Raw genomic sequence first — 23,257 nt, forward strand, 5'->3', positions numbered from 1 at the left:
AGGCCAGGGGGCGGGAAAGCGGGCGCGAGCCGAATCGGGGGCCCGGAGGGGGTGACGGAGAGTCAGGGACGCATGGATGCGAGGGGACTTGAAACCACGATCGCGTGACTTCCCGTCAGGCTGCTTTCCGGTCTCAATAGGGCCAGACTAACAGGATCGCGCCACGTTCGAGGGATTTTATCCATTGTCTCTGCTTCGTTTTGAAGTGCGAGATAGACTCTGGACTCAGAGCGCACCACCATTGGAACGCTCGGAGGCCTATAGAGATCCGCTCAAGACTCTTGCGAGTGCTTCGGCAGGGCAGGGCAATCAGCCAGCCGAGCCCCTCACACCGTAGCCCTTGAGGCCCTTCTACGTGCAGGTTTCCCGTTTCCCGCCACTCGAACCGACCGGGCATCACCCAGGAGAAAGCAGACCGGAATGTCGACCACGAACCGCGTAGATCAGCGCGAGGCCGCCCAGCGAGAAGCCATTGATGCGGTACTGCGTGCCCTCGAACTCCCTGCAAGATCGCTGGTGCCGGAGCGGGGTCTGCGGACACAGGTGATCATGGCGACCGGGTCCGGGAAGACCCGGGTGGCGGTCCGGAGCGCGGAAGAGCTCCACGCGGGCCGTGTGCTGGTCCTCGTGCCCTCGCTCGATCTGCTCGCCCAGACCGAGGCTGCGTGGCGTGAGGGAGGCCGCAGGGGCCCGGTGATCGGGGTCTCCTCCCTGCGGGGTGAGGAGGTGTCCTTCCCCAACACCACGGACGTGGACGAGCTGGTGGAGTGGACGAGGGGCCTGGAGAAGGTCACCGTGTACGCCACGTACGCCAGCCTGGGTCTGGGCACGCTGGAGCGGGCGCATGCCGCCGGCCTTTCGGCGTGGGACCTGATCGTGGTCGATGAGGCGCACAGGACTTCGGGCCGGATCGGCAAGCCGTGGGCGGTCGTTCACGACAACACCCGCATCCCGTCGCTGCGGCGGCTGTACATGACGGCCACGCCCCGGCTGTGGCAGCTGGACGAGGACCAGGAGCAGGGTGCGCCGGGTGAGCTGGTGGCGAGCATGGAGGACGACCCGGACGGCCCGTTCGGCAGCCGGTGTTACACGCTGACGCTGTCGGAGGCGATCGACCGGGGCATCTGTGCGCCGTACCAGGTGGTGTGCGTGGACATCACCGACACGCAGTTCCAGGCCGCCATGCTGCTGGGTGCCGAGGGCCGGTCGGACGAGATGCGCGGGGCCCGGCTCGCCGCGCTCCAGACAGCCCTGGTAAAGGCGTCAGCCGAGGAAGCCTTCAAGCGCACGCTCGTGTTCCACCACGTCGTCAAGGAGGCCGAAGCGTTCTCGGCCGGAGTGCCGGATGTCGCGGCGCAGTTGCACGCCGCCGATCCCGAGCTGTACCCGGCGACTGTGTGGGCGGACTGGCTGTGCGGCGATCACAAGGCGCTCCACCGCCGGCGCGTGCTCGGGGAGTTCTCCTCTCTGATCGCCACGGACGGCACGGTGGTGGAGAAGGCATTTCTCAGCTCGGTGAAGGTGTTGGGCGAGGGGGTCGACACCCGAAACTGTGACTCCGTGTACTTCGCGGACGTGCGCGGCTCGATGCCGGACCTGGTCCAGGCGGTGGGCCGTGCGCTGCGGATGCAGCCTGGCGAGGGCAAGATGGCGTCGCTCGTGGTGCCGGTGCTGCTGGCGCCCGGGGAGACGGCGGACAACATGCTGACGAGCCGGGCGTTCGGCGGGCTGGCGAAGCTGCTGGAGGCGCTCAGGGCGCACGACACCCGCATCGTGGAGCAGTTGGCGCAGCAGCAGGCTCCGAGTCGCTACAAGCCCGTCCAGAAGGACGCCAAGGGCAAGGAGAAGAGCGGGGGCGGGGACGGTGGGCCGTCCGCGTCGGCGAAGGCGTTGCTGAAGTTCTCCACGCCGCGTGACCCGGCGCAGCTGGCCGCGTTCATCAACCTGCGGGTCCTCAACCCCGAGCACGAGCACTGGCGGCGCGGCATCGAGGCCTCCGTGCTGTACGCGCGGGACGTCGGCGACCTGAAGGTGCCGTTCACGTACCGGGTGCCTGCGGGTGAGGAGGCTCAGGCTGAGGGGTGGCCGGCCGCGCTGGCCAACTTCCCGCTGGGGCAGTGGATCGCGGATGCCCGCCGCTTCTACGCCCGCGGGGACATGGACGAGGACCGCGTACAGCAGCTGGAGAAGCTGGGCATGGTGTGGTCGCACTTCGACGTCGCATGGGAGGAGGGCCTGGCCGCAGCCCGCGGCTGGGCTGCCGAGAACGGGCACCTCCTAGCCCCGCTGGACGCCACCTACCAGGGCGCGAAGGTGGGCATCTGGCTCAAGAACGCCCGGGCCGCCGCCCGCAAGGCAGCCGAGATCGAGCAGCGGCGCGCCGAGGGCCTGCCGGTGGGATCGGTGGCCGGCGCGCTATCGGAGGACCGGCGCGAGCAGTTGGAGGAGATCGATGCCTCGTGGTGTCCCACCTGGCCGGTGGAGTGGCAGCGGGCGTTTCACCTCACCCGGCTGCACCTGGACGAAGGCGGGGCGCTGCCGACCGAGCCGGGTGACGTCCTGCGCCAGGGCGAGGACCTCGGGCGGTGGGTGCGTGCCCAGCGGCTGGGCTGGGACAAGCTCACCGGAGTGCAGCAGTGGATGCTGGAGCAGGTCCTCGGGATCGAGCCCGCCACCGAGGACGAGAAGCCGAAGCCGCGCCGTACGCAGGGCCACAAGTGGGCCGCCAACCTGGCAGCCGCGAGGCAGTTCTACGAGCGTGAAGGCCATCTGAACGTCCCTCGCAAGCACGTGGAGACCGTGCTCTCGGACGAGGGGTGGGAACTGCAGTTCCGTCTGGGGGCATGGGTCGGAAACCAGCGCTCGCGTGCAGCGACGTTGTCGGAGGACCGGCGCGAGCAGCTGTCCGCGATCGGGATGCGGTGGGCATAGCAGCGATAGCTCAGTTGGAGCGATGTCGGGCGTGCCGGTGCCACCCCAGCTCAGAAAGGAGGCTCATCGCTGTACCCGCCGTTGGCTCCCCCTGAACCCCACCCCCCAGTTGTGGCTGGCGGCGGTGACAGCTGCGGAGCCGGCCCCCATCCCCCGGTCGGGGCGGGCGGCGGTGACGCCTGCGGAACCGGCGCCAGCTGAGGGTGGCCCGCCTCGGCATCAGGTTCAACACCCTCAACGGCGTCGTTCCACAGATCGCGTAGGTATTCGCGAAGCGTGCGGGTGTCGTCTTCCTCGTCGTAGTCGTTGGAGTCGGAGAATCTTCTCCACGTCGGGTCCTGGTCGGCCATGCGGCAGAGAACCTCGTGTACCGCTTTGACCTTGGGCCAGGTGCTGGTGGTCTCGCCTTTGAGCAGCCTCCGGACCGTCTCACGGCTCACGGTCACGGGGGCGGGACCACGCAATTGAGCAACAGCTGCCGCGATGCTGGCTGGCGAGGGACGCCCTGCCGCGCGGAAGTAGGTGTGCAGCTCGCCCACGAAGTTCCTTCTGGACCCATGCGGGAGCTCATCCAAGCTCGGCATTCGCAACACCTGGGGCACGTCCAACTCCAGCTCATCAAAGCCCATTTGAACTCAAAGAGCCTAGCTTAGCCCCGGCATGACACCCATTGAAAACTGCAAAGAACAAGCCTCGCCCCACAAGGACCTGTGAAGACCTTGGAAGACACGTCTTCTGCCTGGTTGGCCACACAAAAACACAGAAGAACTTTGTTGACCAAAGCACTGTTTCCGCTGGTCAGGGCGCTATTCAGGGTGCTTTTGTTGCTCTCAGCCGCCCCACGGGACGCGTTGGTGTCTCAACAGGCGGACAAACGGCACGGCTGTCGTCGGAAACGGCGACGGCCCCCTGGTGGGCAGGGAGCCGTCTGCAGAAGACCGAACGTCCCCGACGAAGGAGAAGCTCATGTCCAAGTCCGAGCGTACGGGCAACAGCCCGGACCCGGAACCCCTCCCATCGAGGACCCGGTGGGCCAAGCGTGCCCGGCGGATCCGCAACGAGGCCGGCCTGCATCTGATCCGAGGGGCCGCAACCGCGGTCGGCGGCGCCGTCGTCGCGTACGGCAGCCTCTGGATCCAGTCGCGCTGACAGCCGACAGAGGGACCAAAGCATGGCCGACGGCAGCCTTACGGTCGTCGGCCTGCTACAGGCGATCCTCGAGCTGGATACAGCGGTGGCCGGCTCCCCCGCGCGCCGCGTCCCGCCTCCGCGGAAGTCGGGCTGGGTGCGGCGTCGCCCAATTCCTTACAGAGCGTCTGTGCGGTGAGGACGGCGCAGTTGCTGCTCAAGGGAGGTGCCGTGGAGCTGTTCCAGGACCTTCTCCATACCGAGCAGGCCGGCGTCCAGGCTGATCTGCTGGAGCCAGCTGTCGATGAGCGCACGGCGCTCCGCCGCGTCTCGCTGGTCGACGCCCGGGTCAGCGAGCAGGTTGGCTCCTCGGGAGGTGCCGGCGTCCGGCACCGAGGCCAGTCCGTTCCCGGCGAGCAGGTCCGGCATGTCCGTGCTGCTGAGGAAGTCCAGGCCAAGCGGCTGGGGCATCACGAGAGGATCGACACCCGCCAGAGCGGCGAGTGCTCCGGTGACCTTGTCATCGACCAGCGAGGCTGTCAGAGCGTCGACCAGCTCGTGCAGGCGGGCGACGGACAGGGGCGCTGAGCGGCCAAAGGCGTGTTGGAAGCGCGCGACGACTTCGAGGGAGACCTGCAGGTGCGAGACCGGGGCTCCGTAAGCATCCGGCAGGTCGATCCTTGCCACAGCCTCCAACGGGTAGGCCGGCGCTCCATCCGGACCCCCCTGCCACAAAAGCCGGACCCTGCGGGCCCTGTTGAATCCCGACCGGTGGAAAGGGTTCATGCCACCCTCGCCGATCGATGCGCACCAGCGGAACAGGGCCTGGTGAAGAGGCGAGTTGTTCAGCGCGTCGGCGAAGGCCTGCACGTTGCGCTCCGACAGCGGGCGCCAGGTGGCCGCCGCATCGACCGGCACGAACATCCCCGTACGCACGAGGAAGTCGGCGCTCGGCTTGCCCTGGTCGTCCATGGGCAGGTCAGCCGGTGGCAACCGCAGTCCGGCCGCCACAGCCTGGGGCGTGGCCTCATTGATCAGCCGTGCGAGCCCCGCGCGGTCCGCTACCGAGTTGCGTCCGTGCAGCCGGATCGGAGCGGCCCCCTGGATCAGAAGCGGGCGCGATGCCTTCGCCGGGTCGACTCGGACGACCAGGATCATCCGGCCCTCGGTCTCCGGCAGGGGCACCGGGATGATCTCCGGCTCCCAGGGCGGCTCCAGCGTCTGGTGGCAGCCGTTGACGATCTGGACGATCGTGCCCTCCGGAACGCCGACGACCCGGTCGTCGACGTTGCTCTCGGTGACGCCGACCAGGATGACGCCGCCGTAGCTGTTGGCCATCGCTGCGACCGAGGTCGGGATCCTGGGGGTGTATTTCTCCTTGTACTCCAAGGTCAGGCTCTCGGGCTGGCCGATGGCAACCAGCTCGCGAACGCGCTCCAGGGTCACGTCCGCAGGACGGCAGGCGAACAGCGAAGCCGCGGATGTCATGCGAGCCGCCCATCCGTTGGACGTGTGTGGGTCGAAGGTGTCACCAGGCCAAGCTAGCGAAGCAGTGAGGGCCATGCTTCGGATTTCCTCTCCGTTCGCCGGGCCACTCGTGTGGGTGATGACAGCCGGGCGGTTCGGCGAGACGCTCAGCAGAAAGTCGAGAGCACCACAGACCACTTCAGGGCCCGGTTCGCTCAGCGCGGCCGGGCTCGCGCCGTGCGGCGGCGCGGCCGTACCGCAGCGGCCTCGCCGCCCGGGCCGCCTGCTGGCAGCGCGGGAGTAGCCAGCAGGCGGCCGGTGTCCCAGGGGCGCAGGCTGAGGGGGTGGAGTGGCCCGTGGACGTCGCCCTGGCCCGCCCGGTGACGCAGCTTCCGACGGGGCCGTGGGCCTACGAGATCAAGGTCGACGGCCACCGGACCGTGCTGTGGCGGACCCAGGACAGTGTCCGGCTGCAGTCGCGCACCGGCCGCGACGTCACCGCACTTTGGATGGACCTGGCCGTGGCCGCCATGCGCCTGCCGCCCGGCGTGATCCTGGACGGCGAGGCAGTGGTGTACCTCTCCGACGCCGACGGCAACGCGCGGATCAGCTTCGAGGCAGCGCAGTCCCGCGCGCTCTCCAGGCCGCGCCGGGCACGGGAACTCGCCGACCGGCACCCCGCGACGTACGTGGCGTTCGACGTCCTGGCCCATCCTGCGGCGGGCTTTCCTGACCTGCGCCCGCGTCCCTACGTGGAGCGCCGCCAGGTCCTCCTGGACGTGCTCGCCGACGCCGGTCCGTCGATCGTGCCGGTGTGGTCGACCACCGACCTGGACGAGGCCCTGCTCTGGTACGCGGCGCTCGAGGGAGCAGGCGTGGAGGGGATCGTGGCGAAACCGCTGCGAGGGGCCTATAAGGCGGGCCGGATCTGGGCGAAGATCAGGCACGCGGACACCGTCGACGCGGCCGTGGTCGGGTTCACCGGCAGTGCCCTCCACCCGAAGGCGCTCGCCGTACAGCTGTCCGACGGACGGGTCGCGCTGTCCCAGCGGCTGACCACGGCACTCGCGTCCGTCATCGGCCCGCGCCTGGTACCCAGGCCCGGGAGGGCGTTCACGAAGGCCGGCGACTCCTACACGCCCGCCGTCGGCGACGTGGTGGTGGAGGTCGTGGCGGGCACGACCCGGCACGCGGTTGTCACCGTGGTCCGCCTGCGCTGAGCCACGACAGGACCATGGTGGTCAACGCTTCTGCCTCTGAAGAAGTCGGTCGTGATCTCTTCACCTGCCGCCCTACAGTCGACCTGTGACAAGCACATGGAGACGGCTGACTGACCGTCTGGCGGGGAAGACCGAGCCAGAGCCCCTGTGGGTTGAGGGCGTGCCGGACCACATCGACGTGCCCATCCGTGACTGGCTGTACGAGGTGCTGCGCAACTACGACATGGCGACACCCGTCGCCGTGCGGCTGAAGCTGCATTCCCGGTTCCTTAAGAGCCGCGACCCGTATGCCGAGCTGGCCAATCTGGACGACCGGATGAACCCGATGCTGCGTCTGGAGGTCATCGACGCCACTCTGGGCTGCGTACAGCAAGCGCTGCAGGGGGCGCACTGGCAGCACCGCCAAACGGCCCTTTCATATGCCCGCCAGCTGGAAGGCATCCTGCGCGAGGGGGACTCAGCATTCGCAGTGTCCGAAGACGGCAGCAGGCTCGAACGCCGGATGGACGAGACACTCCACGCCACGTATGACAAGGCCGTGGACGCTGGGGCTGCGAAGGCGGAGACGGCGGCCGATCACCTGCGTGCAGCGTTCTCCGAGGCGTACGGGATCAAGCCCGACCCGAGTGCCGCCTACTCCCGTGCTCTCAAGGCCGTTGAGGCCGTCGCCAACCCGCTCTTCCTTCCCAACGCGCCCGAGCCCACCCTCGGCAAGGTGCGTGCTCACCTGGATCAGGGGCGGCACAAGTACGAGATGGTCATCTCCGACAAGACGGGGGCGCCTGCAGACATTGACGCGGTCGTCGCGATGATCAGCCTGCTCTGGCACGGGCAGCGGGATCGCCATGCGGGAGGACCCACCAGCGCTCCCGTGACCCAGGAGGCTGCGGAAACGGCCGTGCACACGGCCGCGATCCTGGTCCACTGGATCTCTAGCGGCAGCATCCGGAAGAAGTAGGCGCGGCAGGGTGCCCGCAGCGGCACCCGCTTTCGAGTCGAGCGACTGGCGCAGGTCCAGGTAGCAGCGCAGCCGTACGCCGGGCTCGCCGGCGTCCCGAGTCGTGTGCTGTGCGGGCGACGTCGCCCACCGATCGGCGAGCAGCTGCTGGAAGGCCAGGGCGGTGGCGTCGTCGGCGGCCGCGACGTCGACGACCAGGAGGCCGGGCTCGCTCACGTGTGCCTCGTTGATCGGGTTCATGTACGGCTCTACGCCCGGGCGACCGGGGAGAGTTCCGCCGCTGCCGTGTCTTCACCCGACCGAGTGGCGGGCCGTCAGGGGCTGTCGCCGCCCCAGTCCCAGCGGGCCGGGTCTCCGGGGCGCGGGTCGTACAGCGCCCGGCCTCCGGGGCCGAACTGCCCGAGCTCGGTCTGGAGGGAGACACCGTCGCTGATCTCCTCCGGCCTCCAGCCGGTGATGTCGAGGAGCAGTCCGTCCAGCGGCCCGCCCACCAGTTCGGCGTAGCTGCGGCCCGGCTTCGGCCCCGGGTGGTCGTGGTCGGCTCCATAGATCCGGCCACGCAGCAGCTGCTCATCGTCGCTGTCCATGCCCTCCAGCCTCGCAGCCGCTACCGACAACGCGGGCTTGCCCAGGCGGCCCTGGGCAAGCCTCCGCGCTGGCGGGGTGGCGTGCCCGGGTCAGCTGCGCCAGCGTCCGAGCCAGCCGCCGGCCTTCGATGCCTGCGCCGTCTCCGTCTCCTGGCGCTCCTGCTCCTGGCGCTCGTGTTCGGCCTGTGCCGCCTGCCGCTCCGCTTCGACTGCCCGGGCCTTGCAGTCGTCGCACAGGTGCGGGTGACTGTCCCCGCAGCCCCAGTCGACCACGATGCTGGCCTTCCACCGGTCGTCGGTGAACTTCTGTCCGCAGTCCGCGCACACGGGGCGCTGCGCCTCGCGTTCGGCGGCTTCCTGCGCGAGACGGCGCCGGCCCTCTTCAGCAAGGCGGGCGAGGGCGGCGTCCCGGCGGGGGTTGCCGATCGCCTCCCACAGGTTCTGTCGGTCCTCGCGGCCGAAACGCCAGAACGCGGGCCCGGCCGGGCCGTGCTCGCGCAGCAGCTCCAGCGTGGTCGCCACGATCGGCATCTTCTGGTTGTAGAGGTGGAAGCCGTCGGCCCACTGGCCCTGCCAGTGCTCGCGGGTGAGGGCGGCGACGTTCTTCATCTGCTGCAGCGCGGGCCGCTTGCCGACCTGGTGGAAGACGAGCAGGACCGGCGGGTGCGTCGCATCGCCCCACTGAGGATCGTGAGCGGACCAGCGGGTGCGCCACATCGGCTTGTCTCTGCCGTCGGTGTCCTTCACCATCCGGTGGAAGTGGCGCATGTACTTGTCGAACTTCGCCGCGATGATCGGGGCTTCCTCGGTGCAGTTGTCGGCCTCGATGAACAACAGCGGCAGCCCCACCTCCGGAGCGGTGAGGACGATGTCGGCCCACGCGCACCCGACGCCGGGGTTCCTCCAGGTGCCGGTCGCCGGGAGGGCGACCTCGGTGGCGTAGGAGGTGATGGTGCCGATTCCGTCGGGGGCGTCGACGAAGGCCTGGGCGGCCGCGATGGCTTCGGTCGGCTCACCGGTCACCAGGGCGAGGTCGGGCTTCGGGCGGATCATCGCGATGACCGTCTCGTTGACCGTCATCGCGTGCGACGCACCCGAGCGGCCCGCGCTCTTGGGCATGCCGCCCATCTCCTCCGGCCCCCGGTCCAACTCGAGGCCGGCGGCGGCCAGCCCGTCCTTGGTGAGCAGCCGCACCTCTTCCCCGCCTCGGGTGCGGCCGCCGTCGACGGACAGGCCGTGCCTGCGCAGATCGTTGAGCGCGCCGCGATGGGAGGCGGTGCGCGCCTCCTTCCGCTCGGCTGCCGTCTCCTTGAGGGTGTGCCGGTACGTCAGGTGCGGTGAGGACAGGCGCTGGATCTGGTCCGCCGTCGCGGCCTTGAGCACTCCGAGCACGCGCAGCACATCGGCGCGCAGCCCGGTCGACGATCCCGCCTCGTTCGTCTTGCGCTTGCCCGCCATCAGCCCCGCCCTCCCGTCGTCCGCGTCCGGCCACCGGCCGGGCGCCGGCCCCGCCCGGCCGCAGAGGGCACCAGGCGCGCCCTGAACCCGATGATCGCCTCCACCACTGACACCCCACCCCCACCTATTTCCCAGAGCTTGGTCAGTGAGAGGAGGAGAGAAGAGGGTTGTGACAGCGCGCCACAGCCCGGGAACGCCGTGGTGGCCAGGGGAAATGCGGTCCGCTCTCGTGCCGGGCACGGAAGTGGGTACGGCAGTGGGATCGCAAGCGCCGGCGGTAGGAGACTGCGGCGGCCTGTCCGACCGGCCAGCCCTTCTCGCGCGGTTCGCCGGTCGGCGGTGCGGTCAGGGTACGGCGGGCGCCTGTGTTGGGTCATCATCTTGGGTCTCTCCCTTGCGTCCTGGCGTCCTTCACCGGCCCTGTGACGGCCGGTGGCACGCCCGCGCGAGGGAGAAGCCGCCCCGATGGCTCGGTGGCCGCTGTATGCCCCTCCTGCGGGCGCGTGGCGGCCATCGTGAATACCCACCCCTTGTCCGCGACCTGACGGCGGCCGGTAGCGAAGTTGGTCAAGGAGAAACGTGCGCTCCTGGCCGCCCGCGCCGCATCGGACAAGGGGTCCGTGGTCGGGCTGGTGGTTGGGCCGACCACGGTCGACAAGGGGGCCCGCTTCAACCCTTGCGGCACCAGTTCGCCCCGGTTTGGAGGGGGGAGAAATCTCCGGACCTTATCCACAGGGACCCGGCCGGAACATCTGATCAGTCGTCGTGATCGGCACGGCGACAGCCTGTTGAGGAGATCCGGATGCCGCACCTGGAGCAGCCCCGCACGCCGCTGACACCCGAAGAGGTGGAGCTCGCTTTCGAGTACATCCTGGCGATAAAGGCCGACAGCGAGCGCGCCGTGGCCGCCGTCTTCGACCGGACGAGGGCTGTTGCGGCGCCGGCCGTCCTGTTGTTGCGGCTGGCTGAGGACATCATCCTCCCCGTCACGGACCTGGCGGCCGACGCCGATCCGTGCGCGGACTCCTTCGCCCTGGACGAGGTCGGGGCATCCTGCTGGCCGCGCTGCAGCAGTGGACGAATGAGTGCGTCCCCAGCGCGATCTGGGGCGTCGCCAACACCATCATCCGGTTCACCGACAGCGTCCTGCGGCAGGAGGGCGAGGACATCGTCGACACCCTGAAGACGATGCGCACCGAGCGCCTTGAGCGGGCCCACGCGGCGTAGGTGCGTTTCCCCTTGACACAGCGCTGTGTCAAGGGGAAACGCGGCGGGTGCGCATCGACTGGATGCTCGGCATCGTCCCCGGCGATGCCGAGCACTCCCGCACGATGCAGTGCACTCCCGGCCGGGGATGCCGGGCATCGTCGATGGGCACCGCGGCATCGGGTGCGCGGCGTCGGTGCACTCAGTGGCCGGTCTCCCGGCCACGGCGCGGGCCGGGCTGCTGCGGGTGGTGCGCCTGCTGGTCGTCCTCGCGCACCGGGTGCGGTCCATCGGCATCGTTTCGGCTGGCGTAGCGGTCCATGGTGGCGCGGGCCCGGTCGGCCGCCGCGGTGAAGGCATCCTGAAGGTGGCACAGCCGCTCGGCAGTGAGATCGAGGGCTTCCACGTCCGTTCGGGACTTCTTCAGGGCCCGCACCGCCGTCATGTCGAGTGCCGGCCGGAGCCCGGGGCCAGCGTCTTCGTCGGCGTCCGGGAACGGGATGAGGAGCTGCTCGGGCATCGCCGCCTGCTGGTGCGCCACGACGTCGTCGTACAGGGCGCGGCCGGTGCGGCGCGCGGTACGCAGCCGGGCGCCCAGAACGGTGGAGGCGATGACCGCACGCTGGTAGAGCAGCGGGACGCGCGGGATGTCCCACTCCCCCGACTCCAGGGGCAGGCGCGGCATATCCGGGTCGCCGGGGCCGGCCGGTGGCTGGCGGTCGGTCCCGGGTTCGGCGCCCGGTGGGCGGCGGGTGGGCGGGTCGGCCAGGGACCAGCGGGCGGTGTAGAAGCGGTAGGCCGGCATGCGGCCGCGCAGTGTCTTCGGCTCGCTGATGTCCAGGCAGTGCGTGGCGATGGCGGCGTCCACGATCTTCTCGTCCAGGCCCGGTGCGCGGCGGCGGCCGCGCAGGACGAGGGCGAGATGACGGCGGGCTTCGGCGAGCAGCTGCCGGCGGTGGAAGTAGCCGTCCTTGTTCATCACGAACACCATCGCGGTGACGTCGACGGCCGCCAGGGCGACGTCGACCACGGCGGCGACCCGGGCCCGGATCGTCCGGGCTGCGGCGCGGGCGCGATCGAGGAGGGAGTCGATGAGGTAGGCGGCGTCGGCGAGGAACGCGCGGGCACCTGCCTGCCAGTCCTCGCGCAGCTGCGCGAGCGGCCGGGCCTGCTGCTTGGGCTGGCGGGTCATTTTCGCCGCCATCGCGTTCAGCTTGGCGCGGGCCTTCTCGGAGACCTCGGGCGCGAACTTCAGGTTGCCGTCGTCGTCGACGGCGGTGACGTACTCGTGCTCCAGGTCGGCCCGGCAGGCGGCTATCTGGTCGCTGCGCCGTGAGGTCCAGCGGATCAGCTCGTGCGGCACCCCGGCAATCTCCATCACCGGGCGGCGCCCGGCGGTGACGGTGCGCGGCTCGGAGGCCAGCCCCAGCGCCTCACACACCTCAGCCATCACGATCTCGTTGTAGAGCGCGGACGCGGCGACGGTGTTCTCGAACATGACCTCCGAGTGGACCGATCCCCACGTCCCGTCCAGACGCTGCCCCTTCACCGACAGCAGCAGATGGTCATGGAGCAGCGGCATTCCCGACCGGGCCTCGTAGTGGCGGAAGCTGGCGGCGACCAGACCGCCGGGCGGCCGGACCTGGTAGACGCCGTCCTTGCCGAAGCGGATCACCGCCACCTGGTCCTCGATCCACTCCAGCACCCTCTCGATCGCCCGCTCGTGCGCGGCCTCGATCACCCGCCGGGTCTCGTCATCACCCAGCGCCCACAGCAGGTAGATCGTCGGCTGCGGACGGAAGACGAGGTCGAAGCCCGTGACCTTCACCCGGCGACCGAGGGCGCCGGCCTTCCACGCTGCCTTCGGTGACTTGCCCGCAGCCAGCAGGTCGGCCTCGATCAGATCCGCGTGCGGGTGCCGGCCTCTCTCCCCGAACAGGTTCCGCAGCTGCGCCTCGGTGACGACGTCCCCCGCGGCCAGCCCGAGGGCCGCGAGCCCACGGCCCATCCATCGGCCAACTGGGACACCGGCCTCCTCCTGCGCCTTGGCGAGCGGCGTGCGTGCCGGGCGCCGACTGTCGCCGAAGACGACCTGGCGCAAGTAGTAGCGGTACATCTGCCCGGCAGTGATCAGCGCGATATTCATCGTCATGCAGACACGCCACACGGCCCTGACCTGCAAGAAAAGCCCGATCCGCGTTGTGTCCCACCGGGCGGGAGCAGCAGCCGAACTTTCTTCTCAGGTGCCCGCCAGGCGGGAAGCAGCTCCGGCCGGCGCACGAGTGTCAACGCTCTCCGGTCGGACTTCACCAACACCCCGATCCACGCCACAGGGCACCCGACGGGCGCGCGCACGACGTCCCATCGATCCCTGGCCGAAGGCGGTCTTGCGGGCCACGAGCGCAGCTTGGTTGGCTGATCGTTTCCGATGACCAGGAGGGGCAGCCGTGGCAGCGAACGAGGCCGGGACCGAGTTGGAGCGCCTGAAGTCGTTGATCTTCAGCACCGTGTCGGAGCTGTGGGAGGACAAGGAGGCACTGGGCAAGTTCCTCAACGTCGTCCGGCGCAGCGAGACGTTCGCCCCGCTCGCCGACACGCTGGAGCAGTCCACGGTCCGGCCTGCGAAGCCTACGTTCTACGGCGTGAAGAGCAAGGAGTTCCAGGAGTAGCAGGGCGGGCGTGAACGCTGGAGGGCCGGTTTCCCAAAGTTGGGAAACCGGCCCTCGTGGTCGGCAGAGCGCGGCCCCTCGCTGAGGCTCGGTCAACCGGCAGAAACGGCCTGGTCGTCTCTATGCCGAATGAGCAGGTCCAGCATCTTGGTGAACTCGTCCGGCGGCATCTTGAGGATCAGGTGCTGCGCCGCTTCCACTCCGTCCTTGTAGGGAAATAGCTTGGGCTGTTGCTCCCTGCCGCCAGTCGCCGTTTCGGCAGGGCTGGCCTGCCCGGGAACGGACGGCTGAACGGCCACGTTGTCCAGCTGCTCATGCTTCGTGGCTGCCGGTTCCACCTGGTCCGTGGTCAGGACTGGTTGGCCGTCCGCAGGCGACGCGTTCGACGTGTCGCTCTCTGCCTGCTCTCCGTCCAAAACCGGGTTTTGAACCGTCCTCCGCTTCCGCGGGGGCTTCGGCTCAGTCGCCTTCCGCTTGATTTCGGCGACTCGTGCCCGTTGCTCTGCAGGATCCTCAGTCTGGCTGGCGAGCAGCCGGGCGTCCTTGAGTTTCAGCTCGCCGGTGTCGACCTGGTCCTGGATGTCGGGGGCGAGGTTCAGCAGGGACAGCCGCTGCGACACGTACACCTGTGTCTTGCCGATGCGTTCGGCGACCTTCTCCTGCGACCCGTGCTTGGCCACCATCCGCTTGAGGAACTCGGCTTCCCTTATGGGCGCGATGTTCTTGCGGTGGATGTTCTCGATGACGACCGCGTCGTCGATACGTCCGTCCTCGTCCCCGAGCTGGTCTTGGACGCGGATGTCGATACGGGTCCAGCCGAGTTGCCGGGCGGCGGCCAGGCGCCGGTTGCCGGTGACAACAACCCAGTCGGCCTTACGGAAGGTTGCTCGGTCCTTCGGCTTGAGCTGCTCCACCACGTGCGGCTTGGCCCGCTCATACACGCTCCGTGAGACCACGGCGAGCGGCTGGAGCTGGCCGATCTCCTTCAGCGTGGCTTTCAGCTCCCGGAATTCGGGGTCGGCGTCGGTGTAGTCCTCGTCCGGCCGTGGATTCTCCGGGTTGCTCACGATGGTGTGCATCAGCACGGTGGCTGGCGGCTCCTTGGGCCCGCCATCAGCCGCTCCGGTGTCCCCGGCTGTGTCTGAGGTACTCCCCGTGCCGAGTAGATCGGTCCAGGCCTTCTTCTTCGTCGCCATCAGCGGCCGCCCTTCTTCCCGGCGCCAATCTCGACTGCAAGCTGGTAAAAGTCCTCGCGGGCCTCCATGGCCACCCGGTTCTTCTTGTACTGGGTGACGACGGTGCCTTCCAGAGCCGCGCGGGTGTGGACCTTGTAGTGCCTGATCACGGTGTTGGCGAGCTTCCACCCTTGGGCCTGGACGAAGTCCCTGGTCTGATCGAGGTCGGCTTCGCCGTCGCGGGGGTCCCAGTTGTTGATGACGACCCAGTAGGGCAGCCCGAGCGGTTTGACGACTTCCTCGATGGTGTCGCGGGTGGGCATGAAGCCCAGCGGCTCGGGTTCGACGGGGACGATGATGTCGTCGGCGATGGCGAGGACGGCGCGCATGGCGTCGGCCGCAGCGCTGTTGCCGAAGGGGTCGCCGGCGTGCTGTTTCTCGTCCTCGGGCAGGTCCATCCATCCAGGGGTGTCGATGAATGCGTGCTTGACCTTGCGGGACTTCTTCAGCTCGGGGAAGAAGTCGAGGTCTGCGCGGGACTTGGTCTGGATGAAGGAGAACGGCAGGTTGTCGCCGACTCGTTCGGACCACCAGGTGGCAGAGCCCTGGGGGTCGGCGGAGACGGCGGCCACGTAGTCGGGTTCGCCTTCAGGGGAGGAGCCAAGGACGTTGGCGGTGATAGCCGCAGTGTTGACGGTGAGAGTCGATTTACCGACCCCGCCTTTGCGGTTGATGAGCGCGGTGATCCGTGCCATGAGTGGTACTCCGTGGGTTCCGTGTGCTTCCCGGCCCGGAGGGTCGGTACTAGCGGACCGGGACAGCATGGCATGAGTCGCGCGTCGCTCCACAACACGCGTTAAGCGGGCGCGTCAAAACCCGGTTTTGAGAACGCGCCAGGCGTCGGCACCCCCTGTGCTTCAAAACCCGGTTTTGAAGCACAGGGACAAAAACACAAAAAAGGCCCTGCCCCCGCCCGGTATGAACCGGTTGGGGGCAGGGCCTCATTGCGGGGTGTCGTCTATGCGGTGGGCTGGGAGATCGCGAGCAGGTCGTGTCCGTACGCCTGTATCCAGGCCTGGCAGAGGTGATGGTCGGGGTTGGCGGGGGCGGTGGGCCAGATCCGGCGCCAGGTCGGGCGACGGCCGACCATGCCGACCTGATCGAGGCGGTCGTGGTCGTCACCGTCTCCGGCGGGCCAGTGCTCCAGCAGGACCAGGGGGCCGGGGAAGCGGGCGGTGAGCTCGTCCCAGATCTCCCCCGCGCTGTTGGTGGTGGAGGCTCCCAGGCCGGTCTCGGTGACGATCGCGACGTGCCCGTGCTCTCCGGCCCACCACACCCGTAGGCGGGCGATGCCCCCGCCGGCCGCGCACGCCGACCGGTACGGCCAGGCGGGTTCGTCGCAGACGAGGGCGGTCTGAGCGTCGGCGACCGGTCGCAGCGGCGTGAACGGGGCGGCCGGGTCCATAGGTGTCTCCGGGGAGTCGGTCACGGCTGCTCCGTATACCGGATGGGCTTGCCGAGGCTGCGCGCGTAGTCGATCTCGCGGGCGGTGCTGTCGCCAATGTAGCCATCGGGGTTGACTACCAGGACCTCGTCCGCCATGTCGATCTTCCGCAGGTGGAGGGCGTCCAGGACCCGCTTGAGCCGGTCGGCCTGCTGCTGGTCGGCCCACAAGGGGTGGGGTTCCTTGAGGTTGCATCCGGGAGCGAGGACGACGCGACCGGCGGCGGTCTCGTACAGGTTGGCTTCGGCGAGCTTGTCCCAGTAGGCGGTGGAGCCGCACAGGACGACGACGGTGGGGCGGGGCTGGGGCACAGATGTCCTTCCGGGTAGGGCGCCGGGGCGGCCGGACTCAAGGTCGACGGCCGCCCCGGGCGCTGCGGGGTTGAGCGGGGGTCAGGCAGTGGCGGCCGCGGGGGCCTTCTTGTGTTCGTCGCGGTGCGCGGACTGGGCGGGTTCGGCGAGGACTCGCAGTCCGTGGGGGTCGCCGACGTTGCCGTGCTCGCTGCACACGACCTGGTAGCTCTTGCGGCCGGTGCACCCGGACTCGGGGTCGCGGGGCTTGCCGGACGGCTTGATCGCGTGGGTGCAGACGGTGCCGTCGGCGTGGAGCGGGTCGATCGCGATTTTGATGCGGGCCATGGGCAGCCTTCCTGTGTGCAGGGTCGGTTGGGGTCGGATCAGTCGGTGGGGGTGTCGGTCACCACGAGGAAGGTGTCCGAGGGGAGGTCCATGACGACCTGGGCGGGCTGGCCCTGGGAGCGCTGCTGTGCGGCGTACTCCTCTGCGGGCCAGGAGCCGCGGGGGCCGCCGGCGGGGAAGCGCTCCAGGACGGTGCGCGGGGTGTCGGGCATCGGGATGCCTCCGGTTCTGGGGTCAGCCGCTGAGGCGGACCGGCATGAGGAGGTAGCGCAGGGCCTGGTCGTCGCTTCCGGCGCCGCGCATCACGGCGGGCTTGGTAGCGGAGACGAACTGGAAGTGGACGGACTCGGCATCGATCGAGTTGAGGCCGTCGATCAGGTACGAGGGGTTGAAGGCGATGCTGAGCTCGCCGCCTTCGAGGCTGGTGGAGACGTTGTCGACGGCCTGGGCGTCGTCGCTGGTGCCGCCCTCCAAGACGAGGGTGTTGTCGGCGGTGAAGGTCAGCTTGATCGGGGCCTCCCTGGTGGCGACCAGGGCGACGCGCTGGGCGGCCGCTTTGAGGGCGGTGATCTCCACGGTGGCTTCGTGCGCGAACTCGTCCGGGAAGAGCGTTTCGTACTTGGGAAGTTCGCCCTCCAGGGCGCGGATCGTGGTGGTGTGGTGCTCGCTGCGCAGGCTGAACAGGCCCGAGTTGGCGTGGGGCAGGGCGAGGTCGACGGTGGTTTCGTCGGCGGCGGCCTTGGTGGCGTCGGTGAGGGCCTTGGCGGGGATCACGGCGGTGCAGTCGGCCAGGTCGGCGTCCTTCCACGGCACGGTGCGCACGGCGAACCGGTAGCGGTCGGTGGCGTAGAGGGTGAGGGTGCCGGTCTCGCTGTCGTGGCGCAGGCCGATGCCGGTCAGGGTGGGAAGGGACTCTTCCTTGCTGACCGCGCACGCGACCTGGGCGACTGCTTCGGCGAAGGCTGGACCGGCGAGGGTACCGGCGGCGGCGCCCGGGTCGGGGAGCGCCGGGTACTCCTCCAGGGGCAGGGTGGGCAGGGTGAAGCGGGCGGACCCGGCCTTGAGCACCATGCGGGGGCCGGTGAGTTCGAGGTGCACGTCGCCGCGGACGGTGCCCACGATGTCGGACAGCAGCCTGCCGGAGACCAGGGCGCGGCCGTCCTCGGTAACGGTGGCGGGGACGGCGGTGTCGGCGGACACCTCGTAGTCGAAGGCGCTGAGGCGCAGCCGCTCCTCCTGGGCGTCCAGGAGGATGCCGGCCAGGACGGGTACCGGCGGGCGGGCGGGGAGGCTGCGGGCCGTGTAGCCGACGGCGGCGGCGAGGTGGGCCTGTTCGATGGTGAGTTTCACGGGCGGGTCCCTTCGGGGTGTTCGGGAAGGTCCAGCAGGAGGGGGAGCTGTTCGGAGTCTCGGGCCGTCGCGGTGCGCGCGGTCTGCGGCCGGGTGGGCGGCATGACCGGAGTGGCGGCCGCGCCGACGTCGACGGCGAGCTGCCCGGCGTCGGCGAGGGCCCGGGCGCGGGTCGTGGCGCGGGTGACGGCGTGGTGTCCGGCGTCCAGGTGCAGGTGGCATCCCTGGCACATCGCGCGCAGATTCGCGGGATCCACGTTTTCGGGGGTGTGATCGAGGTGGGCGGTGGTGAGGCAGACGATGCTGCCGGTGCCGTACGCCTCGCCCTCGTGGACGTTGGGGCAGCGGCCGGGGTGCGTGCCCCGGCCGCATTCGCCCATGCACTCGCACCGCCACCCGGCCCGCTCCTTGATGGCAAGGGAGATGGCCGGCCAGTCGGGCGGGTAACGGAGGACGTTCTCGGGCCGGATCGGCACGGCGGTCTCCGGTCAGCCGTCGGCCGGACGGTGCTCGTAGTCGGCGATCAGGTCACCGATCCGGTCCGCATCGTCGGTCTCGCCGACCCAGGCGCCGGTGTCGGCCCACACGCTCGTGACCGCCACGTCGCCGTCGTGCCAGAGGAGATACGTGCCGTGGCGTTCGAACAGCCCGCAGTCGGCGACGTGGACGCTGATCCCGGTCCGCTGGTAGATGTCGCCGGCGTCGGCAGTGAGGAAGTCGAGTTCCCCGGCGCCGACGCCTTCCGGTGACTGGGCGGGTGCCTCCTGCAGGAGTTCGAGCGCGGTGACGTCCAGCCACATCGGCTCGTCCGGGGTGCGGGGCGCCCGGACGTAGCCGGTGACGCGCAGCATGTCGCCGGGGACCAGGTCGTGCAGCACGGCGGCCACCATGGCCGGGTCGGTCACCGTGCAGGGCATGACCATCTCGTCCACACGCTCGTCCGTCGGGCTGACGAAGATACGGAAGCGCGCCGTTGAGCCATGGAGGCCGGGCGCCTTCTCTTCGTCCAGGAAGCCGTCCAGGGCTATCGCGTCGTCGGCCACGGGTCAGCTCGCCTTCGCGGCCGGGGCCTGGTGGGCGGCGTCGTACTCGTCGATGATCGACTTCTTGACCACGCCCGCGTCCGCGACCTTGTAGCCCTTGCAGCGCGCCCAGGTCCGGATGGCGGCCAGCTCCTCCTTGGTGCGCCCGCTGCCCATGCCCGACCGGATCGGGGTGGGTGCGGCCGTCGCCGGGGCGGCGTCGGGGGCCGCGACGGTGGAGTTGGCAGGGAGGGTGCCGGCCTTGATGGCCTTCAGTTCCTCCTGCGCCTGCTCCAGCTGGGACTTGAGCGTGGCGACCTTGTCCTCCGCCTTGCGCTGGGCATGGTCGGTGGCGTGCCGGGCGGTGAGTTCGGCGAGGTCGCTGCGCACCCGGGCGGCCTTGTTGCGGATGCCCGCCGCCGGGTGGGCTTCGGCCCACGCGAGCAGCTGCTCCACCGACACGCCGACGCCCGCCTCCACGGCCTCCACGGACTTCCCGGCGGCCGTGCCGCCGACACTGCTGCCGGTCTGCTCGGACGCGTTGGTCGTGTCCTCCGTGGCGGCGACCAGGGCGGTGATCTCGTCCTCGGTCAGGCCCGTCGCCTCGGTGATCTCGGAGACGGGGTGGTCGGCGTGGTACATGGAAAGCGCCGTCGCCTCGAACGCGTTGGCGGTCGTCTGCGGCATGTCGGGGTCTCCTTCGGAGCTGGGGAGGAGAGGGAGGAGGGTGGTGACGGTGTCGTCGTCGCCGGGCAGGCCAAGCGCTTCGAGGAGGAGGGCCAGGTCCTCCTTGCTGCCGGCGTTGCGGGCGGTAACCCGGGCCGCGGCGGCTTCCTGCTCGGTCGTGGTCGGGTCAAGCGGCAGGCCCTCGGCTTCGAGGGCCTCCGTCCAGTCGGTGAACATCGCGGCCCCCTACGCGGCCTTGAGGCCGGCCATCAGCCGGGTGCGGTTGCGTTCCTGCTGCGCGGGGGTGACCGATCGGTGCGGCGGCATCGGCCCGTTGACCTCACGGTCCAGGCGGACGATCCGGGCCTGGTCCACGGTCAGCGGGGTGTGCCGGGCGGCGGCGGCCCGCTCGCGGCGGACCTGGTCCTGGTGGGCGAGGACGTCGATCCAGTCCGGCCCGAGGCGGTCGACCATGCGCTTGCGCAGCGTCTTGCGCTGGCGGGGCGTGGTGGCCGCCCAGACCCCGACCTCGGTGAGGTCCTCGTTCACGAGGGCCCACTTGAGACACTCGGCAACCAGCGGGCAGCCGGAGCAGGCCCGGCGGGCCTTGGCCAGCTCCTTCTCCCTGCGGTTGCAGTCGCCGAAGTCGAAGTCGAACAGGCTCGGGTTGATCTGGCAGGCGGTGGGGGTCGGACTCTGGGGCTGGGGGAACCGCGGGTCGGGCCCGCCGTGATCGGTGTAGTGGCCGACGCCCGGGTGGTAGCGGGTCATGAGGTGGCCTCCTGGAACAGGCGCTCAAGGTGGGGGAGTTGGAGGAGGACCTGCTCGAACACCGGGAGCGGGACGCGCCACGGTCCGAGCGCCCCGCGGCACGGGACGGGCAGCGGCAGCTCGTGGACGTCGTCCAGGCCGACGTGGAAGCAGTCGGACTGTGCCCACGGGCTGCACAGACCGTCGTCGGTGTAGGAGCCGTGGGAACCGGTGATGCGGGCGACTGCGAGGACCGCGCTGTAGTGCAGCTGGCGGCCGCGGATCGTGCGGGCCACCAGCGGGTCGCGCAGCGCGGCCCGGTCCATGTTCTTCTCCGTACCGGCGTGCAGCAGGCGCCAGCCCGGCGCCCAGGCGCGGGGCCGGTTCTCGATCCGCTTGTCGCCGTTGACGATGCACGCGGTCCACGGCTGCTTGATGGTGATGCCGCGGATGAAGTCCGGGGCGTACTCGGTCGCGGTCACGCGGCCTCCGGTCCGGCGTGGGTGCCGTTCCGGCCGGGACGGCGGCCGTTGATGCTGACGACGTCGGCGTGCGCGCGGGTCGCCTGGACGGCGTGGCCACTGTGCTTGCCCGCGTACATGGCCACGTCGGCGGCGCGCTGCAGACACCAGCGGTCGCGGCTGCCGATAACGTCCGGGGCGGCGGCCCCGATGGACACGGCGACGTCGACGAACTGGCCGTTGCCGGTGTCGATCGGCTCGCGCAGGGCGCGGCACAACTGGTCCAGCCGGATGGTGCGGCGGCCGGCGCCGACCCATGTGCAGACGACGAATTCGTCGCCGCCCATCCGGCCGACGATGCCGTGGCGTCCCGCCCAGGCTGTCAGCCGGGCGGCCGTGTCCTTGAGAACCAGGTCACCGACGTGATGCCCGAAGTCGGAGTTGAAGTCCTTGAAGTGGTCGACGTCGCAGACGAGGACCAGGGCGTTGTTGCCGTAGCGGTCAATGAACCGCTGGATGCGTGGTTCCCACGCCTCGCGGCGCAGGGCTCCGGTGAGCTTGTCGTGGCTGGCTTTGGCGAGGCGCCGGTGCCAGACGACGCTGTGGGCGGCCCACCCGGCGGCGGGAATCGCGGCCGCGGTGAGCGCGGCCGCGACCGTTGCGGAGGACAACGCCACGCGTACGGAGGTCATGGTGACTCCCTCTCGTTTCGTACGGGATGGGAGTCCCGGGGCGGGCGACGGTGAAGCCCGGCGCACACCCCGGGACGTTGACGTGCGGCCGGTCAACGGCCGGGCGTCAGAGCGCGTGCGGGTGCGGGCCGCGCGGGCGCGACGGCAGCGTGGGCTGCTTCGTCTTCTCGTGGTCGTCGGCCATCACTGGCCGCCGCCCTTGCCCCGCGCGTTGTTCTCGCTGCGCCTGTTCTGTGCGGCGTTGTCCTTTGACAGCTTGTCGCGTTCGGCGTCTGTCAGACTGGTGATCACAGGTGCCTCCACTCAGGTTCCCTGTCACGCGGTCCTCGGGTAGCCCCCCGGGGGCCGCGCTTCTTTAGCGTCGGAGCTCCTTGTCGGCTCCCCCCGCCCCGCCCGGCCGGACGCCGCACACCAGGTGCGGGTCCGTACGGGCGGGGAGAGGCAGCCGGCCGCAATTCGGTGCGACGGCCGACGCGTGGCCCTGGCGAGTTGAGTGCGCCCGGGCCGCGCGGGGTCCGTCAGGCCGTGACGGAGGTGGGGGTGTCGAGCTGGGTGCCGAGCAGCAGGGCGCGGATCGACTTCTCGTACTCGCCCGAGCAGATCCGGTCGTGGAGGAGCTGACCGGCGACCAGGCAGCGGGCGCGCAGGCCGATCGCGGCGATGGCCTCGATGTCGGCACCGGCGTCGGTCGCGGCCTTCTCAGCGGCGTCCCCTGCGAGCGTGTAGGCCGTCTTGAGGCCGGCGGCGCGTCGGGAGTATTGCGCCTTGAAGTGTGCCCAGTCGCTCACGGCACGGGTGTCGGCCAGGCGCTCGTCCCAGGCGTTGTACCTGCGGCGGGTGTCGTCGGGGTCGGCGGCCCACGCTTCGGCCCACTGCCGGGCGAGGTCGGGCACCTGGGCGATGGTGTTGAGGACCTTCTCGCCGCGGTGCCCGAAGGCACGCCAGGCGTCGGTCTCTTCGACGACGTGGATCTGGTGGGACATCAGCCAGTACGGGTAGGTGTTCTCGCCCCAGTTGCCGGTCTCGCCGCGCGGCTCCACGGCGAACAGCCGTATCGGCCAGCCCTCCTCGATGCGCTCCAGGATCTCGCCGGGCTTGGTGTACATGTGGAAGTACGAGAACGGCGTGTCGGTGTACCACTTCTTCCCGGGGCTGGGGTGGTCGATGGTCTGGCCGACGTGGTCGGCGAGGTTGACGGTCGTGATCGTCTCGCCCCGCTCGGTGTAGTACCGGGCGAGGTACTCGCAGGTGGGGTGGACGGTGCCGTTGGGGCGGGTCGCCATGTAGTGGACGACGGGCCGGGTGCTGTGTGCCATGAGTCCTCCGGATCGGTCGGGCGGCCAGCGGGCCGCCCGGGACGGGTCGTTGACGTGAC

24 protein-coding genes and 1 pseudogene are annotated in these 23,257 nt (G+C 69.9%); 6 read left to right on the top strand and 19 right to left on the bottom strand.

Translation table 11 applies throughout. From position 1 onward, the window contains the following. Positions 1-420: 420 nt before the first annotated feature. Positions 421-2,931, top strand: coding sequence for a Helicase associated domain protein (locus tag AB0P24_RS33370; RefSeq protein WP_365800611.1), 2,511 nt, complete (start codon positions 421-423; stop codon positions 2,929-2,931). Between the two features lie 966 nt (positions 2,932-3,897). Then, positions 3,898-4,080 carry a hypothetical protein gene (locus AB0P24_RS33375; protein WP_365800613.1) on the top strand — a complete coding sequence of 61 codons (183 nt, stop codon included), beginning with the start codon at positions 3,898-3,900 and terminating at the stop codon, positions 4,078-4,080. A gap of 156 nt (positions 4,081-4,236) precedes the next feature. Here AB0P24_RS33375 and AB0P24_RS33380 read toward each other — a convergent pair whose 3' ends face one another. Next, entirely contained in the window at positions 4,237-5,505 is a 1,269-nt protein-coding gene (locus tag AB0P24_RS33380) for an ATP-binding protein (RefSeq protein WP_365800615.1), read from the bottom strand. Positions 5,506-5,882: 377 nt separating this feature from the next. Between AB0P24_RS33380 and AB0P24_RS33385 the strand changes: the two genes are divergently transcribed. After that, complete coding sequence (locus tag AB0P24_RS33385; protein ID WP_365800617.1) at positions 5,883-6,746, top strand: DNA ligase; 864 nt, start codon at positions 5,883-5,885, stop codon at positions 6,744-6,746. Between the two features lie 160 nt (positions 6,747-6,906). Continuing rightward, complete coding sequence (locus AB0P24_RS33390; protein WP_365800755.1) at positions 6,907-7,704, top strand: hypothetical protein; 798 nt, start codon at positions 6,907-6,909, stop codon at positions 7,702-7,704. A 102-nt stretch (positions 7,705-7,806) separates the two neighbouring features. Here the strand turns inward: AB0P24_RS33390 and AB0P24_RS33395 are convergent. The 3 genes and pseudogenes from AB0P24_RS33395 to AB0P24_RS33405 all read right to left on the bottom strand — a co-directional run. After that, positions 7,807-7,944 (bottom strand): annotated as a pseudogene (locus AB0P24_RS33395) (DUF6207 family protein); the annotation flags it as partial. A 74-nt stretch (positions 7,945-8,018) separates the two neighbouring features. Continuing rightward, positions 8,019-8,291: a hypothetical protein gene (locus tag AB0P24_RS33400; protein WP_161240655.1), complete on the bottom strand. Its 273-nt coding sequence runs from the start codon at positions 8,289-8,291 to the stop codon at positions 8,019-8,021. 90 nt (positions 8,292-8,381) lie between these two features. Next, the gene (locus AB0P24_RS33405) at positions 8,382-9,749 is read right to left on the bottom strand and encodes a replication-relaxation family protein (RefSeq protein WP_365800619.1); all 1,368 of its coding nucleotides are present in this window, start codon (positions 9,747-9,749) and stop codon (positions 8,382-8,384) included. Positions 9,750-10,763: 1,014 nt separating this feature from the next. Between AB0P24_RS33405 and AB0P24_RS33410 the strand changes: the two genes are divergently transcribed. Continuing rightward, positions 10,764-10,976, top strand: a complete 213-nt coding sequence (locus AB0P24_RS33410; RefSeq protein ID WP_365800621.1) for a hypothetical protein — start codon at positions 10,764-10,766, stop codon at positions 10,974-10,976. A gap of 181 nt (positions 10,977-11,157) precedes the next feature. Here AB0P24_RS33410 and mobF read toward each other — a convergent pair whose 3' ends face one another. Continuing rightward, positions 11,158-13,107, bottom strand: a complete 1,950-nt coding sequence (gene mobF / locus AB0P24_RS33415) for a MobF family relaxase (protein ID WP_365800623.1) — start codon at positions 13,105-13,107, stop codon at positions 11,158-11,160. Positions 13,108-13,402: 295 nt separating this feature from the next. Here mobF and AB0P24_RS33420 point away from each other — a divergent pair, with 295 nt between their 5' ends. Beyond that, complete coding sequence (locus AB0P24_RS33420) at positions 13,403-13,624, top strand: hypothetical protein (RefSeq protein WP_365800624.1); 222 nt, start codon at positions 13,403-13,405, stop codon at positions 13,622-13,624. A 92-nt stretch (positions 13,625-13,716) separates the two neighbouring features. On the opposite strand, the gene AB0P24_RS33425 is transcribed toward AB0P24_RS33420, so the two are convergent. The 14 genes from AB0P24_RS33425 to AB0P24_RS33490 all read right to left on the bottom strand — a co-directional run bounded on the left by AB0P24_RS33425 (position 13,717) and on the right by AB0P24_RS33490 (position 23,198). Then, the gene (locus tag AB0P24_RS33425) at positions 13,717-14,820 is read right to left on the bottom strand and encodes a ParB/RepB/Spo0J family partition protein (protein WP_365800626.1); all 1,104 of its coding nucleotides are present in this window, start codon (positions 14,818-14,820) and stop codon (positions 13,717-13,719) included. Further along, a complete protein-coding gene (locus AB0P24_RS33430; RefSeq protein WP_365800628.1) occupies positions 14,820-15,554 on the bottom strand; it encodes a ParA family protein in 735 nt (244 codons plus the stop codon). Before AB0P24_RS33430 ends, AB0P24_RS33425 begins: the two co-directional genes overlap by 1 nt. A 263-nt stretch (positions 15,555-15,817) precedes the next feature. Further along, positions 15,818-16,288: a hypothetical protein gene (locus AB0P24_RS33435; RefSeq protein ID WP_365800629.1), complete on the bottom strand. Its 471-nt coding sequence runs from the start codon at positions 16,286-16,288 to the stop codon at positions 15,818-15,820. Next, entirely contained in the window at positions 16,285-16,614 is a 330-nt protein-coding gene (locus AB0P24_RS33440; protein WP_365800631.1) for a hypothetical protein, read from the bottom strand. The genes AB0P24_RS33435 and AB0P24_RS33440 overlap by 4 nt, the downstream gene beginning before the upstream one ends. Positions 16,615-16,695: 81 nt before the next feature. After that, positions 16,696-16,941: a hypothetical protein gene (locus tag AB0P24_RS33445; RefSeq protein WP_365800633.1), complete on the bottom strand. Its 246-nt coding sequence runs from the start codon at positions 16,939-16,941 to the stop codon at positions 16,696-16,698. 38 nt (positions 16,942-16,979) lie between these two features. After that, positions 16,980-17,153 carry a hypothetical protein gene (locus tag AB0P24_RS33450; protein ID WP_365800635.1) on the bottom strand — a complete coding sequence of 58 codons (174 nt, stop codon included), beginning with the start codon at positions 17,151-17,153 and terminating at the stop codon, positions 16,980-16,982. A 22-nt stretch (positions 17,154-17,175) separates the two neighbouring features. Next, the gene (gene dnaN, locus AB0P24_RS33455) at positions 17,176-18,291 is read right to left on the bottom strand and encodes a DNA polymerase III subunit beta (protein ID WP_365800637.1); all 1,116 of its coding nucleotides are present in this window, start codon (positions 18,289-18,291) and stop codon (positions 17,176-17,178) included. After that, positions 18,288-18,767 carry a hypothetical protein gene (locus AB0P24_RS33460; protein WP_365800639.1) on the bottom strand — a complete coding sequence of 160 codons (480 nt, stop codon included), beginning with the start codon at positions 18,765-18,767 and terminating at the stop codon, positions 18,288-18,290. Before AB0P24_RS33460 ends, dnaN begins: the two co-directional genes overlap by 4 nt. A gap of 12 nt (positions 18,768-18,779) precedes the next feature. Continuing rightward, entirely contained in the window at positions 18,780-19,334 is a 555-nt protein-coding gene (locus tag AB0P24_RS33465; protein WP_365800641.1) for a hypothetical protein, read from the bottom strand. A 3-nt stretch (positions 19,335-19,337) separates the two neighbouring features. Beyond that, the gene (locus tag AB0P24_RS33470) at positions 19,338-20,216 is read right to left on the bottom strand and encodes a hypothetical protein (RefSeq protein ID WP_365800642.1); all 879 of its coding nucleotides are present in this window, start codon (positions 20,214-20,216) and stop codon (positions 19,338-19,340) included. A gap of 9 nt (positions 20,217-20,225) precedes the next feature. Next, a complete protein-coding gene (locus AB0P24_RS33475) occupies positions 20,226-20,750 on the bottom strand; it encodes a WhiB family transcriptional regulator (protein ID WP_365800644.1) in 525 nt (174 codons plus the stop codon). After that, positions 20,747-21,211 (bottom strand): hypothetical protein, encoded by a 465-nt coding sequence (locus AB0P24_RS33480; protein ID WP_365800646.1) that lies wholly within the window; start codon positions 21,209-21,211, stop codon positions 20,747-20,749. The genes AB0P24_RS33475 and AB0P24_RS33480 overlap by 4 nt, the downstream gene beginning before the upstream one ends. Further along, positions 21,208-21,882 carry a GGDEF domain-containing protein gene (locus tag AB0P24_RS33485; protein ID WP_365800648.1) on the bottom strand — a complete coding sequence of 225 codons (675 nt, stop codon included), beginning with the start codon at positions 21,880-21,882 and terminating at the stop codon, positions 21,208-21,210. Before AB0P24_RS33485 ends, AB0P24_RS33480 begins: the two co-directional genes overlap by 4 nt. Positions 21,883-22,400: 518 nt before the next feature. Then, a complete protein-coding gene (locus AB0P24_RS33490; protein WP_365800650.1) occupies positions 22,401-23,198 on the bottom strand; it encodes a hypothetical protein in 798 nt (265 codons plus the stop codon). Positions 23,199-23,257 lie beyond the last annotated feature (59 nt).

It is taken from the genome of Streptomyces sp. NPDC086519 (assembly GCF_040686075.1).
Lineage (GTDB): Bacteria > Actinomycetota > Actinomycetes > Streptomycetales > Streptomycetaceae > Streptomyces > Streptomyces shenzhenensis.